Annotated in this window: 2 protein-coding genes; both read left to right on the top strand. The window is 47.0% G+C overall.

Going from position 1 to position 19,249, the window contains the following annotated elements:
- Positions 1–4 precede the first annotated feature (4 nt).
- Entirely contained in the window at positions 5–1,744 is a 1,740-nt protein-coding gene (locus KTO58_RS13970) for a carbamoyltransferase N-terminal domain-containing protein (protein WP_095838776.1), read from the top strand.
- Positions 1,701–19,220: a non-ribosomal peptide synthase/polyketide synthase gene (locus tag KTO58_RS13965; protein ID WP_225859745.1), complete on the top strand. Its 17,520-nt coding sequence runs from the start codon at positions 1,701–1,703 to the stop codon at positions 19,218–19,220. Before KTO58_RS13970 ends, KTO58_RS13965 begins: the two co-directional genes overlap by 44 nt.
- Positions 19,221–19,249 lie beyond the last annotated feature (29 nt).

Here is a 19,249-nt window from a genome sequence, read left to right as displayed (position 1 = left end):
CCAAATGATTATTTGTGGTCTTAAGCTTACGCACGATGGCGGCGTTGCCCTGATTGATAACGGGGAATTGAAGTTCAGCATAGAGATTGAAAAGATTAACAACAATCCCAGATACAGTGCAATAAAAGATTTATCTGTTATTCAGGAGATACTGGAAGATAATCATTACAGTATTGATCAGGTCGACCAGTTTGTGATTGACGGGTGGCATGGTTCCGGACTTTTCTGGAAAGGAGTGCCGATGCTCCCTGTAGTAGATGAGGGGAAGGACTTGTCCCTCGAAGTAGCGCCCTATAACGAGAGCAACCTGAAAGAAAATGTACTCACACGCTATGAATTCAAACAGGCCTTACCTATAAGAGGTAAACTATATGACTATGCCAGTTACATGCATGTAGCCGGGCATATAACCAGTGCTTATTGTACCAGTCCATTTGCTGCGCGTAATGAAAGTAGTTATATACTCACCTGGGACGGTGGGCAATATCCCAGGTTATACTATTTTGACGTGCGTACACGTGAGGTAAGGAACCTGGGCCATTTATTCCTCTTTCTGGGAGGTATTTACAGCACGTTTGCACAGTACTTTGGACCCTACAAAAAAACGGTAGCAGAGCTGGAAGATGACCGTAAGAAAAAAGAAATAGAAGGTTTTTTTGGTGGGTATTCCGTTGCGGGAAAGATCATGTCTTATATTGCATTGGGTACCGTAAGAGAAGAGCTATTGAGCGTTTTTGAAAAAGTCCGTAAAGAGACTATAGAGATCTCTAATGAATTCTCCCATATATTTTCCAGCAAGATCCGTAACATCATTTCCCCGGAGATATATCCGGATGAAGATGTACTGGCTACCTTGCATGTTTACCTGGAAAGACTATTACTCGAGCATCTGAGAAAGAAAATAGAGAAATATCCTTATCCTGAAAAGAATCTCTGTTTTTCGGGTGGCTGTGCCCTGAATATTAAATGGAACAGCGCAATCCGTAACAGCGGTATGTTTAACGAAGTGTACGTCCCACCTTTCCCCAATGATTCTGGTAGTGCAATAGGTGCCGCCTGTTCCGAATTTCTGATTAGAACAACGCAAAACGCGGTGGCCTGGAATGTGTATAGCGGACCGGTAGTTCGGTCAAATGAACCCGTAGAAGGTTGGGTGCAGTCACCTTGTTCTGTGAAGCAGTTAGCTCATAATTTATATGAATCCGGTGAACCGGTTGTACTCCTGAATGGCGCAGCAGAACTAGGACCTAGAGCATTGGGCAACCGTAGTATCATCGCATCGCCGGTACACCCCCGTATGAAAGATGTACTGAACAGGGTCAAGAAAAGAGAACCTTTCCGTCCGGTGGCTCCCATTTGTCTTGAAGAAGAAGCCTCTGCTATCTTTGATCCCGGTTGCGAAGATCCCTATATGTTATTCGATCATCAAGTGAGAACAACCTGGAAAGAACGTGTACCGGCTATTTGTCACCTGGATGGTACCGCAAGATTACAGACCGTGAATGCACAGAATAATTCTCTCATATATGAATTATTGCAGGCTTTTAAGGCAGTAAGCGGGTTGCCATTACTCTGTAATACAAGCGCCAACCTGAATGGGTCCGGCTTTTTCCCGGATGTGGCAAGTGCAACATTATGGGGACAGGTCAACTACGTATGGTGCAATAATATTTTATACACAAAAGTAACCCGTAATCAATTTGGAGAAATACTGGCAGACCAGGTATCAGACGTTGCAAAATAAACAGGAGCAAATGGAAATCGCTGCATTTATCGAAAACCTCAAGAGGTCACACTTTGCGTTAGCTGTAGAGAACGGAAAACTCGTATTGAAAGGAGATAAACAGAAGTTGAGTGAAGAAGACATTCAGTTGATCAGACAGAATCATGAGATCATTAATTATATCAAAGAAAACAAGTCGTCATTGATCGAATATATCTCAGCTCGTAAACGGTCTGAGAATATAACGGCGATCTATAAGCTGAGTGGCCTTCAGCAGGGAATGTTGTTTCACAGCCTATATGATGGTGCAGTAAAAGCTTTCATTCAGCAATTTTGCTGTGATCTCCTATTTCTGCAGCCGGATATATTTAAACAGAGCTGGCAACATCTGCTGGAAAAACATAGCGTACTGCGAAGCGGATTTTATTATGATGCGTTTCAGGTACCTGTGCAATGTGTATACAAACATATACCACTCGATATCCAGCTGAAAGACCTGCGTCATCTTAGCGGGGATGTCTTGACAAATACAGTTAGTGCTTATGAGATAAACGATCGGGAGCAGGGATTTGATCTTAAACAATCCCCGCTGATGCGCATTACGTTGTTGAGAACGGAAGAGGCTCGCTACAGAATGCTGCTAACCGCCCATCATATTCTGTTTGATGGTTGGTCCATGCAAATATTGATCGAAGAATTCCTGCAGACTTACCATGCTATCATTTCCGGGGAAAGCATAGCCGAGTGGACGGAAGATCGGTTTGAGGATTATATACGTTATATCGGTCTGCAGGACAAAACAAAAGAAGAGTCTTACTGGCGTAATTATATGACTGGCCTGACAACAGCCAGCTTGCTTCCATTTGTCGCAACGTCTGCAGACCGGACCAAAGGAGTGGGTATCTACCAGGAGAAGGTATTGTTACTCGATAACCACACGACTGCTGAGATACAAGCATTCGCGCGCCTGCACCGGGTCACGGTCAATACCATATTACAAGGTGTATGGTCGTTGTTGTTACACCGCTATACCGGTAATGCCAATGCAGTATACGGACTGACGGTATCCGGCCGGCCGGAAGACCTGCCGGAGGTAGAAAAAAGGGTAGGCATGTATATTAATGTTTTGCCACTGCATACCATATATGAGGTAGGGCAGGAGGTGAGCACCTGGTTGCAAGGGATCCAGCAGGAGCAGCTCATGGCAAGAGAATACCAATACACACCATTGAGCAGTATCCAGGAGTGGACTGGCCTCAGCGGTGATTTGTTTGATACCCTGCTCGTATTTGACAACTATCCCGTTTCCCAGGTCGTAGCAGCTATGCCTGCTGGGTTAGCGGTGGAAGCCGTAAGTATACACGAACAGTCCAATTATCCATTGACGATCAGGATCAGTACCGGTAGTAGTACCAGACTTTCTTTTAGCTATAATGCTTCTGTACTGGAAGAAACATATGCGGTGAATATCATAGGGCATTTCGAACAGGTGCTGACACAGATACTGGAAGATGGTAGCCGTACACTCGATAGCATCACATTACTACCGGCACAGGAGCAGCATCAGGTAATTGCGTCTTTCAATGCAATCGATATAGATTATCCCAGGGATAAAACCATTGTAGACCTTCTTCGCCAGCAAGCCGATCGTACACCCGATGCAACGGCTGTCATCTGCGAAGGCAACCATATCAGTTACAGAGAGCTGGATCTGCGCAGCAACCAGCTGGGGCATTACCTGAAAAAAAATGGTGTAGGCGCAGATGTGCTGGTGCCCATCTGCATAGAAAGGAGTATAGAGATGATCATTGGGATATTAGGTATCCTGAAAGCTGGCGGGGCGTATGTTCCAATGGACCCGGATTATCCTGTAGATCGATTGCGATATATGCTGGACGATACGGCTGCCACATTAGTAGTGAGCTGCAGTCGAAGCCGGCAAGTATTGCCGTTCAGCAATGGCTTGGATGTAATCGTACTTGACGAGAAGAATGCTCCATTTCTATCCGAACCATCTACTCTTCCTGCAAATAATCTGCAGCCAGATCACCTGGCCTATGTAATTTATACTTCGGGATCCACCGGCATGCCAAAGGGTGTTTTCATTGAACATAGGAACGTGGTAAGGCTCTTTGAAACAGATCGGCCGCTATACGATTTTCATGAGCAGGATGTATGGACCATGTTTCATTCATTTTGTTTTGATTTTTCCGTTTGGGAAATGTACGGTGCACTGTTTTATGGAGGAAGGTTAGTTGTGGTACCCAGGCAGGTGGCTAAAGATAATATCGCTTTCGGGAAGTTATTGATAGAACAGAGGGTAACCGTCCTGAATCAAACTCCGTCTGCGTTTTATCTGCTACAGGATCACATGACGGCAAAAAAATATGAGCTATCGGTCAGGTATGTCATCTTTGGGGGAGAAGCACTAAATCCTGGTAAATTAGCACCATGGAAACAGGCATACCCCAGTTGCCGTTTGATCAATATGTACGGTATTACCGAGACTACAGTACACGTAACTTATCAGGAAATAGGAGAAATACATCTGCATAATGGTACCAGCGTAATAGGTAAACCCATCCCTACGTTAAGTGCTTATATACTGGATACCCGGCAACAATTGGTTCCTATCGGTATAACAGGAGAACTTTACATTGGCGGAGCAGGCCTGGGGAGAGGATACCTGAACCGGCCTGATCTGACAGCGGAACGTTTTATCGCAGACCGTTTTAGCAAAGAGTCGGATGCACGTTTGTACCGTACCGGTGATCTGGGCCGTTGGTTACCCGATGGTACAATAGAATACCTTGGACGTATAGATGACCAGGTGAAAATACGTGGCTATCGTATTGAATTGGGAGAGATAGAATATGTGTTACAGCAAAGCGGACTGGTAAAACAAGCGGTCGTGATAGCCAGACGTGGCGCACAGGGAGACCAGCAACTGGCTGGTTATATAGTACCGGCAGATGTATTTGACCGGGAGCGATTGCTGGATCATCTCCGGCGTAAACTCCCAGACCACATGGTACCGGCGTTTTTGATACCACTGGGCAGTCTGCCGTTAACAACCAATGGTAAAATTGACCGTAAATTATTGCCTGCCGCCGAAAGCCAGGAACAACAGCAACAAGGTGATTATGCTGCGCCACGTACGGAAGTGGAAACCTTACTGGCGGAAACATGGGCTGCCTTGCTGGAAGTGGATCGAGTGGGTATACACGATGACTTTTTTGAACTGGGGGGGCAATCACTGCTGGCGATGAGGTTGGTAGCCGCGATCAACAGGAAATTGGATGTCGATGTATCGATCAGCGATATCTTTGAGTATCCTACTATCGCAGAACTGGCAACGCAATTGGCTGAACAACCCACTGGTCATCCTACTATAGTTATTACGCCTCAATCCCGGCCGGCACAGATACCATTGTCCTTCAGCCAGGAACGCCTCTGGGTTATAGACCAGCTCGAAGGCAGCAAAGCTTATCATATTCCAATTGTATTAAGGCTAAAAGGCAATGTTAATGTAATCGCCCTGGAAAAGGCCATAAAAAGTGTAGTGGATAGGCATGAAATACTGCGTACCGTAATTCATGAAACAGCAGGAAAAGCCTACCAAAAAATACAACCAGCCGATAATTGGCATTTGGCCGTAACTAAAATGAATGACCTGCAGGATGAGGGTGCTATTGCTGATCATATTCAGTTATTGATCGGCCAGCCATTTGACCTCTCCACAGACTTTATGTTACGTGGACATTTGTTACCTATATCTGCATCAGCGTGCATACTCGTATTGACGTTGCATCATATAGCGGCGGATGGATGGTCTATGCCGATTATTGTCAAAGAACTGGCCGCGTTATATGCGGCTAATACGGGAAACGGTCTGCCGGATTTACCAGCGCTCCAGTTACAGTATGCTGACTATGCAATTTGGCAGCGTACACATTTAGCCGGACAGGCCTATGAAGATGCGCTGTCCTATTGGAAAGAATACTTGTCGGGACTTGCTCCGCTGGACCTGCCGGCAGACTATGCTCGCCCGGCCATACCGAGTGGCGAAGGTGCATCTTATGAAATATTACTCGATACCGGTTTGCAAAAACGCTTGCAACAATTATCGCAGGCTGAAGGAGTGACTTTATTCATGACCCTCCTGGCAGCTTTCCAGGTATTGTTATATCGCTACAGTGGCGAAGAAGATGTGAGTGTGGGTAGCCCTATTGCCAACCGTCCTTACCATGAGCTGAAAGGGCTGGTCGGCTTTTTTGTAAATACACTGGTATTACGTGGTGATCTGAGTGGTAATCCCACATTCAGGAACTTGTTGAACCAGGTAAAGGAACGTACCTTATTGGCTTATGAACACCAGTCTGTACCCCTTGAAAAAGTGATTGAGGCCGTTGTAAAGGAACGGGATATGAGCCGTAATCCTTTATTCCAGGTGTTATTTGTATTGCAAAACACGGAAGCGGCAACACTCCCTGCTGCCGTAGCCGGAGAGGTAGCTTTGAGTGTAGAACCGTTCATACACCAGACCTCCAAATTTGACCTGACCTTTTCTGCAGAAGAAACCAGCTATGGCCTGCAACTTAGTGTAGAATATAATACGGATCTGTATAGGAAGGATACCATTGAAAGAATGGTATCTCACTACGAACGAATCTTATACCAAATCATTACTGCACCACAAGAACGGATAAATACTTTTTCATTATTGCAGCCGGATGAAGCTCGCTTGTTATTAGAACAACATACTGGTCCGGCTGTACGCTATGAACAGGGAACCGTGCTGGACTTATTCAGTGCACAGGTCTTGCTTACGCCAGATGCCCCTGCTGTCGTTTATGAAGAGCAGATGCTGAGTTACCGGGAGCTGGATGCGCGCAGCAACCAACTGGCTCATTACCTGCGTCAGCAGGGAGTTGACCGGGACGTATTGGTGCCCCTCTGTATAACACGTAGCCCGGAGATGCTGATAGGTATCCTTGGGATACTGAAGGCTGGTGGTGCTTATGTACCACTGGACCCCGCCTATCCGCAGGAACGTTTACGGTATATGCTGGAAGACACCGGTGCCTCGTTGGTATTAAGCAGCCGTGGCGTTAGCCAGTCATTACCTGCTGAGTGCCGCCTGCTACTACTGGACGAAGCAGCCTGGTTAGAGGGTATTTCCGCTGATGCTGTGGACCATATGGTTGCCCCAAAGGATCTGGCATATGTGATCTATACGTCCGGTTCTACAGGTCATCCTAAAGGTGTGATGAATGAACATGGGGGTTTACTAAACCGTTTGCGCTGGGCCCAGGATACATACCGGCTAGACAGTACCGATGCGGTGTTACAGAAGACGAGTTTCAGTTTTGATGTATCGGTATGGGAACTGTTATGGCCTTTGTTATATGGTGCTAAAGTGGTGTTTGCGTCAGCAGACCGGCATAAGGATAGTGGCTATCTGCGGGCGCTGATCGGTCGTGCTGGTATTAGTTTATTACATTTTGTACCGTCCATGCTGGAGGTGTTTTTACAGGACCTGGAGGAGGGTGATTGTTCTGGCGTACGTGATATCCTGTGCAGCGGCGAGGCTTTGAAGGCATCACAGGTGTCCTTGTTTAAGACACGTTTACCACATGTCCGTTTGCATAATTTATACGGACCAACAGAGGCGGCGATAGATGTTACTTATTGGGAGGTACCTTCTGATTGGAATGGCAGCATCGTACCGATCGGTCGTGCGATCTCCAATACGAATATCTATATCACCGATAGCACTCAACGGTTATTGCCGGTAGGTGTACCTGGTGAGTTGTGTATTGGCGGTGTACAGGTAGCGCGTGGTTACCTGAAGCGTGCGGCACTGAGCGCAGAGAAGTTCCTGCCTGATCCTTATGCCGAAGGTGGCCGCTTGTACCGGACGGGAGACCTTTGCCGCTGGCTGCCGGATGGGACCATCGAATACCTGGGTCGTATAGACGACCAGGTTAAGATCCGTGGTTACCGTATAGAGCTGGGAGAGATCGAACATGCGTTGTACGAGAGTGGTCAGGTTAGCCAGTGTGTAGTACTGGCACGTGCTTTAGCTCAAGGTCATTCCCAACTGGTCTGTTACCTGGTGCCGGCCGCATCTTATGATAAGGAAGCGCTGCTATCCTGGCTACGGAGTAAGTTACCTGAATACATGGTGCCGGGTGTTATACAAGAGTTATCTAGTCTTCCGCTGACGCCGAACGGTAAAGTAGACCGCAAACAATTACTGTCCTTGTCCTTAGTAGAAGGTACTGGAAATGCATATGTCGCTCCTGCAACGGAGCTGGAAACGGTATTGTCTGGTATCTGGTCGGCCTTACTTGGCGTAAGCCAGGTAGGGACCGGAGATAACTTTTTTGAGCTGGGAGGTGATTCAATCATCACGATCCAGGTGGTTAGCCGCTTACGCCGTTTAGGGTATGCTCTTCAACCGCGAGATATCTTCCAGCACCAGACGATCGGGAGTTTATCAAAGTTACTGGTTAGTCGTCAGGGTCAATCCGTAGCGTCTGGCGAACAGGGTTACCTGGAGGGAGCGAGTGGGCTGCTGCCGATCCAGTCGTGGTATTTTGAACATGCCGGCTCAGCGGTGTCTCATTTTAATCAGAGTATATTATTAACTATATCCAAACAGGTAAGCAGTACCCGATTAACGGCAGCTATCCAGGAACTAGTGCGTCATCACGACGCGTTACGGTTCCGTTACGAGGAGACGGAAACGGGTTGGTTACAGTATTATGGAGATCACGAAGCAACATTAGCAATAGAAGACCTGCGTTCGATATCGCCATCCGGGTTGGGAGATCATATCACGGATTTGTGTAACCGTTACCAGCGTAGTCTTGATATCCGGAAAGGGGAGTTGTTACGGGTGGTATTGATGGAGACACCGTTCTCAGTGGGAGATAACCGCTTGCTGCTTGTATTTCATCACCTGGGAATAGATGGGGTATCGTGGCGTATCCTGTTGGAAGACCTGTCCCAGTTATTGTCATTTGAAGTGATCCGGTCTGGGGTGCTGGGTGGTAAGACGAGCTCTTACCGGGAGTGGCAAAGCCGCCTGAGAGCTTATGGCTCTTCATCAGAGCTATCGGCGACAGCGGGATACTGGTCGGGTCTTCATGCGGGTTACCGTCCGCTGGAGGTGGATCTAGCCTCCGCAGGAGCTGTGTGCCATGGAGATATGGAAGAGGTATCCGTCTTGCTGGGAGCTGTGGAGACACGTCAGTTACTACAGGAAGCAGGTAAGGCCTATCATACGGAGATCAACGACCTGCTGCTGGCGGGTCTTGGTCTGGCACTACGAGATTGGACGGGGGAAGAGGTTTTACAGATCGGTCTGGAAGGTCATGGACGAGAGTTACAGGGTGGAGGTATGGACCTGAGCCGTACGGTAGGATGGTTTACGAGCCTGTACCCAGTACACCTTTGGCTAGGTAAGGATGCGGGTGCGGCTGCCCTGATCAAGGGGGTGAAGGAGCAGTTAAGAAAGGTCCCAGGCAAGGGTTTAGGTTATGGTGTATTACGTTACCAATGTGGTGATGGACGATTATCAGGCACTTTACCCTGGGATATCTTATTCAACTACCTAGGTCAGTTGGACAACGCGGTGTCTGGAGATGGTTTACTGGGAGTAGCGTCAGAATCGGTAGGAGATAGCGTGAGCAGTACGCACCGTTATAGCGAGAAGATACAGATCAATTGTAAGGTACAGGGAGGTAGGCTGCATATCGACATCCGATACAGTGGTCTTCACTACCGTCGTGAAAGTATATTATCCTTATCGGCACTTTACCTGTCAGGTCTGAACACGTTGATCAGCCACTGTCTCATACAAGGACAGCAAGGCACGGCATATACCCCTTCCGACTATGGACTGGAGAAAGAGATCAGCCATGAAGAGCTGGATATTTTCCTGGATGAGGTAAGCAATGGGGTACGGCGTAGGGATAATATTTCCGGTCTTTATCGCCTGAGTGGCTTGCAACAGGGGATGTTGTTCCATAGCCTGTATAATGGGAATGCCCATGCCTATATAGAGCAATTGTGCTGTGACCTGATAGACGTAGACGAAATGGTATTTGCCGACAGTTGGAAAGCCATATTGGACCGCCATAGTATATTGCGTAGTGGTTTTTACTACGATGTATTCAATATACCCGTCCAGTGTGTGTATGAGCAGGTGCATTTACCGTTGTTATGCTATGACTACCAGTCTCAGGATATGTCGGCGGTATCTGCCTATACATTGTCAGACCGTGAGCAAGGTTTTGACTTTGGATCTGCTCCGTTGATGCGTATTAGCCTGTTACGTCTTGATGCTCATCGTTACCGGATGATCTGGACCTCACATCATATTTTGTTTGATGGTTGGTCCATGCAGATATTACTGGAAGAATTTTTGACGACATACGAAACTTTATCCTCTGGAGGATTGCTGTCAGGGCAGGAAGAAGATCGTTACGAAGATTATATCCGTTTCCTGGAGGGCCAGGATGTATCACTGGCAGCTGCTTATTGGAAAAGTTATCTGTCAGGTCTGGAAGATGGCCGTTTATTACCTTTTGTCCGGGAGGGCGCCTCGCGAACGAAAGGAGAGGGGCATTATGTTCAGGAGGAGTTGGAGTTGGATGCTACTTTGACAACAGCTTTAACCAGTTATAGCCGTCGTCACCATATTACGGTCAATACTTTGATGCAGGGTGTTTGGGCTTACCTGTTACATAGTTACACGGGCAAATCAGATGTAGTTTATGGAGTAACGGTGTCTGGCCGTCCGGAGCATCTGGCTGGGATAGAACAGCGTGTAGGTCTGTATATCAATTCGCTGCCCCTGCGTAGTCAATATACCGGGATAGCAGATATAGAGAAGTGGTTGCAGGGTTTACAATCAGACCAGTTGAATAGTCGCGTATATCAATACAGTGGCTTGAATGAGATCCAGGGATGGGCCGGATTAAGTGGCGATCTTTTTGACAGTATCCTAGTTTTTGAGAACTACCCCTTATCGGAGGTAGCTGCCTCCCGTTCCTGGCGTTTACAGGTAGAAGCAGTAGAGGTACATGAGCAAACCAACTATCCGCTTAGCATTAATATTATAGCTACTGCTACATGTACCATCATTCGCTTTCATTATAATAGTAGCTTGCTGGCAAGGGATTATGTGACAATGATCTCTGCTCATTTTGCACATGTATTAAAGCAGATCATATCCCAGGATGTAAAACAGCTGGACGATATTATCCTCCTTACAACAGAGGAGCGTGTCCGGTTGGATACTTTACAGGGTACCAAAGTACGCTATGAACAGGGAACCGTGCTGGACTTATTCAGTGCACAGGTCTTGCTTATGCCAGATGCCCCTGCTGTCGTGTATGAAGAGCAGATGCTGAGCTACCGGGAGCTGGATGCGCGCAGCAACCAACTGGCTCATTACCTGCGTCAGCAGGGAGTTGACCGGGACGTATTGGTGCCTCTCTGTATAACACGTAGCCCGGAGATGCTGATAGGTATCCTTGGGATACTGAAGGCTGGTGGTGCTTATGTACCACTGGACCCCGCCTATCCGCAGGAACGTTTACGGTATATGCTGGAAGACACCGGTGCCTCGTTGGTATTAAGCAGCCGTGGCGTTAGCCAGTCATTACCTGCTGAGTGCCGCCTGCTACTACTGGACGAAGCAGCCTGGTTAGAGGGTATTTCCGCTGATGCTGTGGACCATATGGTTGCCCCAAAGGATCTGGCATATGTGATCTATACGTCCGGTTCTACAGGTCATCCTAAAGGTGTGATGAATGAACATGGAGGTTTACTGAACCGTTTGCGCTGGGCCCAGGATACATACCGGCTAGACAGTACCGATGCGGTGTTACAGAAGACGAGTTTCAGTTTTGATGTATCGGTATGGGAACTGTTATGGCCTTTGTTATATGGTGCTAAAGTGGTGTTTGCGTCAGCAGACCGGCATAAGGATAGTGGCTATCTGCGGGCGCTGATCGGTCGTGCTGGTATTAGTTTATTACATTTTGTACCGTCCATGCTGGAGGTGTTTTTACAGGACCTGGAGGAGGGTGATTGTTCTGGCGTACGTGATATCCTGTGCAGCGGCGAGGCTTTGAAGGCATCACAGGTGTCCTTGTTTAAGACACGTTTACCACATGTCCGTTTGCATAATTTATACGGACCAACAGAGGCGGCGATAGATGTTACTTATTGGGAGGTACCTTCTGATTGGAATGGCAGCATCGTACCGATCGGTCGTGCGGTTTCCAATACGAATATCTATATCACCGATAGCACTCAACGGTTATTGCCGGTAGGTGTACCTGGTGAGTTGTGTATTGGCGGTGTACAGGTAGCGCGTGGTTACCTGAAGCGTGCGGCACTGAGCGCAGAGAAGTTCCTGCCTGATCCTTATGTCGAAGGTGGCCGCTTGTACCGGACGGGAGACCTTTGCCGCTGGCTGCCGGATGGGACCATCGAATACCTGGGTCGTATAGACGACCAGGTTAAGATCCGTGGTTACCGTATAGAGCTGGGAGAGATCGAACATGCGTTGTACGAGAGTGGTCAGGTTAGCCAGTGTGTAGTACTGGCACGTGCTTTAGCTCAAGGTCATTCCCAACTGGTCTGTTACCTGGTGCCGGCCGCATCTTATGATAAGGAAGCGCTGCTATCCTGGCTACGGAGTAAGTTACCTGAATACATGGTGCCGGGTGTTATACAAGAGTTATCTAGTCTTCCGCTGACGCCGAACGGTAAAGTAGACCGCAAACAATTACTGTCCTTATCTCCAGTAGAATGTACGGATAATGATTATGTTGCTCCTGTAACGACCTCAGAAATACTATTATCGGGTGTTTGGTCGGAGCTGCTCGAATGGGGACCTATTGGTTTGGAAGACAATTTCTTTGAATCAGGAGGAGATTCCATAAAGGTAATCAGCCTTGTCAGCAGACTACGTAAGGCATCCGGTAAGGAGATCAAGATATTTGACGTATATCAGCATCCAACGATCCGGCAATTAGCTGATTTTATAGATCATACGGAGATAGGCCTGTCCAATCAGCAGCAACTATTGGTAAGAGAGGAGCTGTCTGATTTATATGAAGAAATGTTGCCGGTAATGATGGCGCCGGAAAATATCGGTGATATTTATCCGATGAGTGATATCCAGAGCGGAATGGTATATGCATCATTGGTAAACCCGGCGCTTGCGGTATATCATGATCAGTTCATATACCAGTTGTCCGAACGCGTTGATGTACATATTTTCAAACAGGCCTTATCGTTGTTGACACAAAAACATGAAATACTACGAACCGCCTTTAAGCTGGATCTGCATAACACTGGCATGCAGATCGTTTATAAAAGTGTATCTATAGCGGTAGATACTGCTGATATTACCCATATTACAGAAGAAGAGGCACGTGAGTATGTTAAAACATACCTGGAAGAAGAACGTAAACGACCATTTGATGTTCACAACCCTCCATTATGGAAGTTCACCATTTTCCATGTACAGCATAATCAGACCGTACTTTTATTACAATTCCATCATGCGATACTGGATGGATGGAGTATGGCAACTTTCAGTACAGAGTTGAATAATCTTTACTGGGACCTCCAGAAAAATCAGGCACCGGCAGCACTGAGGCCACTGAAATGTACATATAAGGACTTTGTAGTGGAAAGTATAGTGGAGAAGAAAAACGGAAAGAACAAGGAGTTCTGGAAACAAGAGATGGCAGGCTATAAGCGCTTGGATATCTTCTCAGGAGACGCGGAGCAGCAGCAACTGGAAAAGACTTATCCGGCAGCTTATCTTAAACAAATACAACAACGGACTAAAGAGGATAATCTTTCCCTGAATGGATTGTTTTTCGGGGCCTACCTGTATGTATTAAGTATGTTGACGCATGAAGAAGAATTGACCGTAGGACTGGTAACCAACAACCGGCCAGCTATGGAAGATGGGGAAAAACTATTGGGTTGTTTTCTCAATACGATTCCATTCAGGTTCTGTGTGGAAGGAAATGCTCCCCTTACCTGGAAAACATATTTTAGAAAAGTACAGCAAAAACTGATCACGCTAAAAGATAAGGGGGCAACCTCATTACTGGACATCACCAGGATAACGGATGAAAGATTCTCTGATAAGAATCCATTCTTTGATACGCTTTTCAGCTTTATCAATTTCCATGTGTACGATCAACTGGAGATGGGAGTAACGGCAGGTCAACAGCTCGATACCATCGGTGATGGAGCATTGAACTATGAATCTACTAATACCTACCTGGACCATACGGTCAATATCACGGGGGATAAGTTGTCAGTTAGTTATTCAATACGTAAGAAACTGTCATCAGGTAAATCTTTGACAGATCTTTTGCATTATACTGAAGCGGTTATTTCATGTTACCTAGATCATTATGAGGAAGAGATAAACAGGGAGCATATTATTACTGCGCAGGAACGGGAGCTATTGTTATCCTTCAATGCGACAGTAGCGGCGTATCCTGCTGATAAAAGCATACTCAATCTTTTTGTGAAGCAGGTAATAGCGAATCCTGATGCTCCGGCATTGATTTACGAAGATCAGCAACTCAGCTATCGGGAACTGCATGAAGAAAGTGACCGCGTGGCGGTTTACCTGCAACAGTTGGGAATGCAGCCAGGTACGTTGGTACCGATTTGCACAGGTCGCCAAGCTGCTATGCTGACTGGCATCTTGGGTATATTGAAAGCGGGAGGAGCTTACGTCCCACTGGATCCTGCCTATCCGCAGGACCGTCTGGAATATATGTTGACCGATACAGGAGCATCTGTGGTATTAAGTGATAGTCAGAGCCGCCCATATTTACCACCCATAGATGGATTGCATATCATCGTATTGGAAGAAATAGCAGCCGGTGAGTCAACGGTACCATGTGAGATGGCTCTATATAATATACATCCACATGACCTGGCTTATGTGATCTACACTTCTGGTTCTACGGGAAAGCCTAAGGGAGTGATGATCGAACACCACTCCTTGTTCAATTTTCTATTATCCATGCAGCAGCATTTGCAGATCGATGAATACTGCCGCTGGTTGGCTGTTACCACCTTTAGTTTTGATATTGCCTACCTGGAATTATTCCTGCCGCTGATATCTGGTGGTACAGTGATCCTGACAGGGCGGGATAAAGCAATGGATGCTTTCCTGCTGATGGAACAGCTGTCGATACATGTGCCTACGCATATGCAGGCTACCCCCGCAACCTGGCAGATGCTAACGGATAGCGGCTGGACCAATACTACGGGTATGACCATCCTGGCGGGAGGTGAAGCTATAGCCCCCGAACTGAAAGCCCAGCTTACCCGTACAGCTGCCGCTGTATGGAATGTATATGGTCCTACAGAAACGACGATCTGGGCTACGATACAACGATTACATCAGCAAGAGCCGGTGAAGATCGGCAGGCCTTTGCATAATACCCAGGTATATATCCTGGACAAATACGCACGTTCATATCCTGTCGGGGTGGCGGGCGAAATATGTATAGGCGGCACCCAACTGGCGAGAGGATATCTGCATCGTCCTGATCTTACAGCAGAAAAATTTATACAGGCTCCTCATCTTACTGATGCCCGCCTGTATCGTACTGGAGATCTCGGACGTTGGTTGGCAGATGGTACAGTAGAATACCTGGGCCGACTGGATGATCAGTTAAAGGTACGAGGCTACCGTATTGAGCCAGGAGAGATAGAACAGGTGCTATGCCAGAGTGGCTACGTCAGGCAGGCTGTCGTAACGGTAAGGACAGTAACTGGTGGACATAAACAACTGGTAGGATATATTATACCACAAGGAAGCCCGGACCGCGAAAAAATCAATGCTTACCTGCGGAACACGTTACCTGCGTATATGGTACCAAACATCCTTGTGGAAATGGATGCTTTCCCCCTAACTGCCAATGGAAAGATTGATCGTAAAGCGCTGCCTTCTCCGGAGGCGGCTGAACAACCAGGAAAAGATTTCGAAGCACCGGTAACTGCCGCAGAACGCCTGTTGGCAAGAATATGGGAACAGCTGCTGGGCGTAGCTCAAGTAGGTACCCTTGATGATTTCTTCGTATTGGGGGGAGACTCTCTGTTAGCGATGAGGGTTATTGCTATCCTTCGGCACCAATATCAAATACCGCTGATGATCAAGGATATCTTCAGCTACCCTGTCCTCACACAACTGGCTAAATACCTGGAGACAATGGATAAAAGCACTTTGCCATTGTACTTAGAGACCCGGGAAAGACCTACTTATATACCTTTATCATTCAGCCAGGAACGCCTTTGGTTCATCGATCGGCTGGAAGGCAGCCAGGCCTATCATATTCCTATTGTACTTCGTTTGAGAGGCCGTGTGAACCTGGCGGCACTGGAATCTTCGCTGCAACAGATCATCCAGCGTCATGAAGTACTGCGCACCGTCATACATGAAGAGGAGGGATCGGCCTATCAACATATACAGTCAGGTGAAGACTGGCAGCTAGAAGTGATAAAGGATCCGATATTGCAGGAAGAGACTTCTTTGTCTGCGTATATCGATGCATTGACTGCAAAAGTATTCGATCTGAGTACAGATTATATGTTGCGCGGATCATTACTGGAACTGTCGCCAACAGATCATATACTGGTACTGACACTGCATCATATTGCATCTGATGGCTGGTCCATGCAGATTATCGTTCGAGAATTAGTTATACTATATGGTCATTATGGACAGCAGCAGTCTCTGCCAGCGTTGCCCTTGCAATATGCAGATTATTCACTATGGCAGCGTACACACGCAGCAGCGGTAGTGTCTGAAAGCTCCTTGTCATACTGGCAACAACAGTTGCGGGATATAACGCCATTGGATCTTCCGACGGATCATGTCCGACCTGCTACGCTGAGTGTAGCAGGTGCCTCTTACGTTCATACGCTGGATATAACATTACAACAAGGACTACAACAGCTGTCACAGTCGAATGGGGCTACTATGTTTATGACGCTGCTGGCTGGTTTCCAGGTATTGTTACATCGCTACAGTGGTCAGTCTGATATCAGTGTCGGCAGCCCTATCGCCAATCGTCCTTATCATGAGCTGGAAGGACTGGTAGGTTTTTTTGTGAATACACTGGTATTACGTAGTGACCTGAGTGGGAATCCTACATTCAGGCGTTTACTGGAGCAGGTAAGAGGACGTACCCTGGAAGCATATGAACATCAATCGGTACCCTTCGAGAAAGTAGTAGAATCGGTGGTAAAAGAGCGTGATATGAGCCGTCGTCCATTGTTCCAGGTATTATTTGTATTACAGAACATGGGTCAGTCGTCGATAGGAGGCGAAGTCCTTGGCGACGTTGAAATCAGCTGGGCTGGGTATACGCACCGGACCTCCAAATTTGACCTGACGTTTATGTTGGAAGAGCGTCCGACAGGTTTGCATCTACAGGTGGAGTACAGTACAGAATTGTATGAGCAGGAAACGATCGTTCGGATGGTAGGCCATTATGAACAGTTGCTACGTAGTGCTCTGGCAGATATTGATAAAGAGATCGGGTGCTTGCCGATGTTGTTGGCTGGGGAAATGTCCACATTGCAACATTTTAATAGCGGAGAGGTAAATTATCCTAAAGACAAGACGATCCTGGATCTTTTCCGGGAACAGGTATTGCGAACGCCAGATGCGACGGCGTTAGTATATGAAGGCACGACGCTGAGTTACCGTGAGCTGGATGAACGGAGTAACCAGTTAGGGTATTACCTGCGTCATCAGGGCATCCGGGAAGATAGTCTGGTGCCTATCTGTGTAGACCGCAGTTTAGAGATGATCATTGGGATAATGGGCATACTGAAGGCCGGCGGCGCCTACGTGCCACTAGAGTCAGCTTATCCTGGTGAACGGCTACGTTATATGTTGGAAGACACCCATGCTAAGATATGTATTGTCAATCCCCAGGTCAGAGAGAAGTTAACATCCCTGGAATCACATATTAGCTTCATCAGCCTGAAGGAGGACTGGCCTGTCATTGAGGCTGCTCCGGCAGTTGTCGCAGATCGCCATGCTGGAGTGAAGGATCTTGTATACATTATTTATACCTCAGGTTCCACCGGTTATCCGAAGGGGGTAATGATAGAACATCTCGCATTGACAGACCACGTATACGGGATGATAGAAAGTGCATCGTTGCATACCTGTAACTCTTTTGCGCTGTTTGCTTCATTAAGTGCAGACGCAGGCCATTCCATACTATTCTCCTCCCTGATCATGGGCCGGACTTTACATATCCTGTCTGAAGAACTGTTACTCCACAAAGATAGACTGGTGCAATACATGCAAGATAATACCATTGATTGTATGAAGATAGTTCCATCTCTGTGGCTGTCTTATGCGGAAGAAGGTGTTCTCCCCTTACCCCGGAAAGTGATCGTATTTGGTGGCGAATCTTTCTCATTAAGTGTGTTGGAACAACTATCTGCCGCGGGATATCGTGGCCTCGTATTCAACCATTACGGCCCCACGGAGGCAACTATCGGTAAGTGTATACATCGTGTGGATCTGGATCATCAGTATCATACCGTACCGATAGGCATCCCGTTTTCAAATACCCAGATATATATTACTGATTCATTTCTGCAACCTGTACCACTTGGTGTACCAGGAGAAATCTACATAGGCGGGGATGGAATAGCGCGTGGCTATCTGAACCGGGAAGAGCTGACAGCAGAGAAATTCATACCAGATCCTTTCAGTAAAAGATCAGGCGACCGTTTATACCGCACGGGAGATATGGGACGATGGTTGCGGGATGGTAGTATTGAATACCTGGGCCGTATGGATGACCAGGTAAAAGTAAGAGGATATCGTATAGAATTGGGTGAAATAGAAAGCACATTGCAGCAGCACGAATTAGTGAGCCAGGCGGTCGTAATAGCCCGGCCTGATCAACAGGGTAGCAACCGGTTGATAGCCTATGTAGTGCCTGAAGGTATCTTTGATCGTAGTCGCATTATGAGCTATCTGAGAGCCTGCTTACCAGAACATATGATACCTGCTGCGCTGGTCTCTCTGGACTACCTACCCTTAACGCCAATTGGAAAGATTAACAAAAAGGCCCTGCCCGAACCGGACGAGACAGTACAGCGGAGTATCAGTTATGAGGCTCCACGTACAGCAACGGAAGTTATCCTGGCAGACATCTGGCAAAACTTACTGAATATAAAACAGGTAGGTATATATGATGACTTTTTTGAGTTGGGTGGTCATTCCTTACTGATCATGAAAGCTGTTATCCATATTCAGCGTGCATTACATGTAAATATTCCTATAAGAATGTTATTCCAGTTCAAATGTATCGCAGAACTGGCAGCATATATCGACGCTTTATCCGTGAACAATACTCCTGCATCTGAAGAGGAGTTTGATGTTTTTGAATTATAAGAGCGCCATTGACTATCAACACAAACGAA

Source organism: Chitinophaga pendula, from assembly GCF_020386615.1.
Classification (GTDB): domain Bacteria; phylum Bacteroidota; class Bacteroidia; order Chitinophagales; family Chitinophagaceae; genus Chitinophaga; species Chitinophaga pendula.
This window is presented reverse-complemented; position numbering and strand designations above follow the sequence as displayed.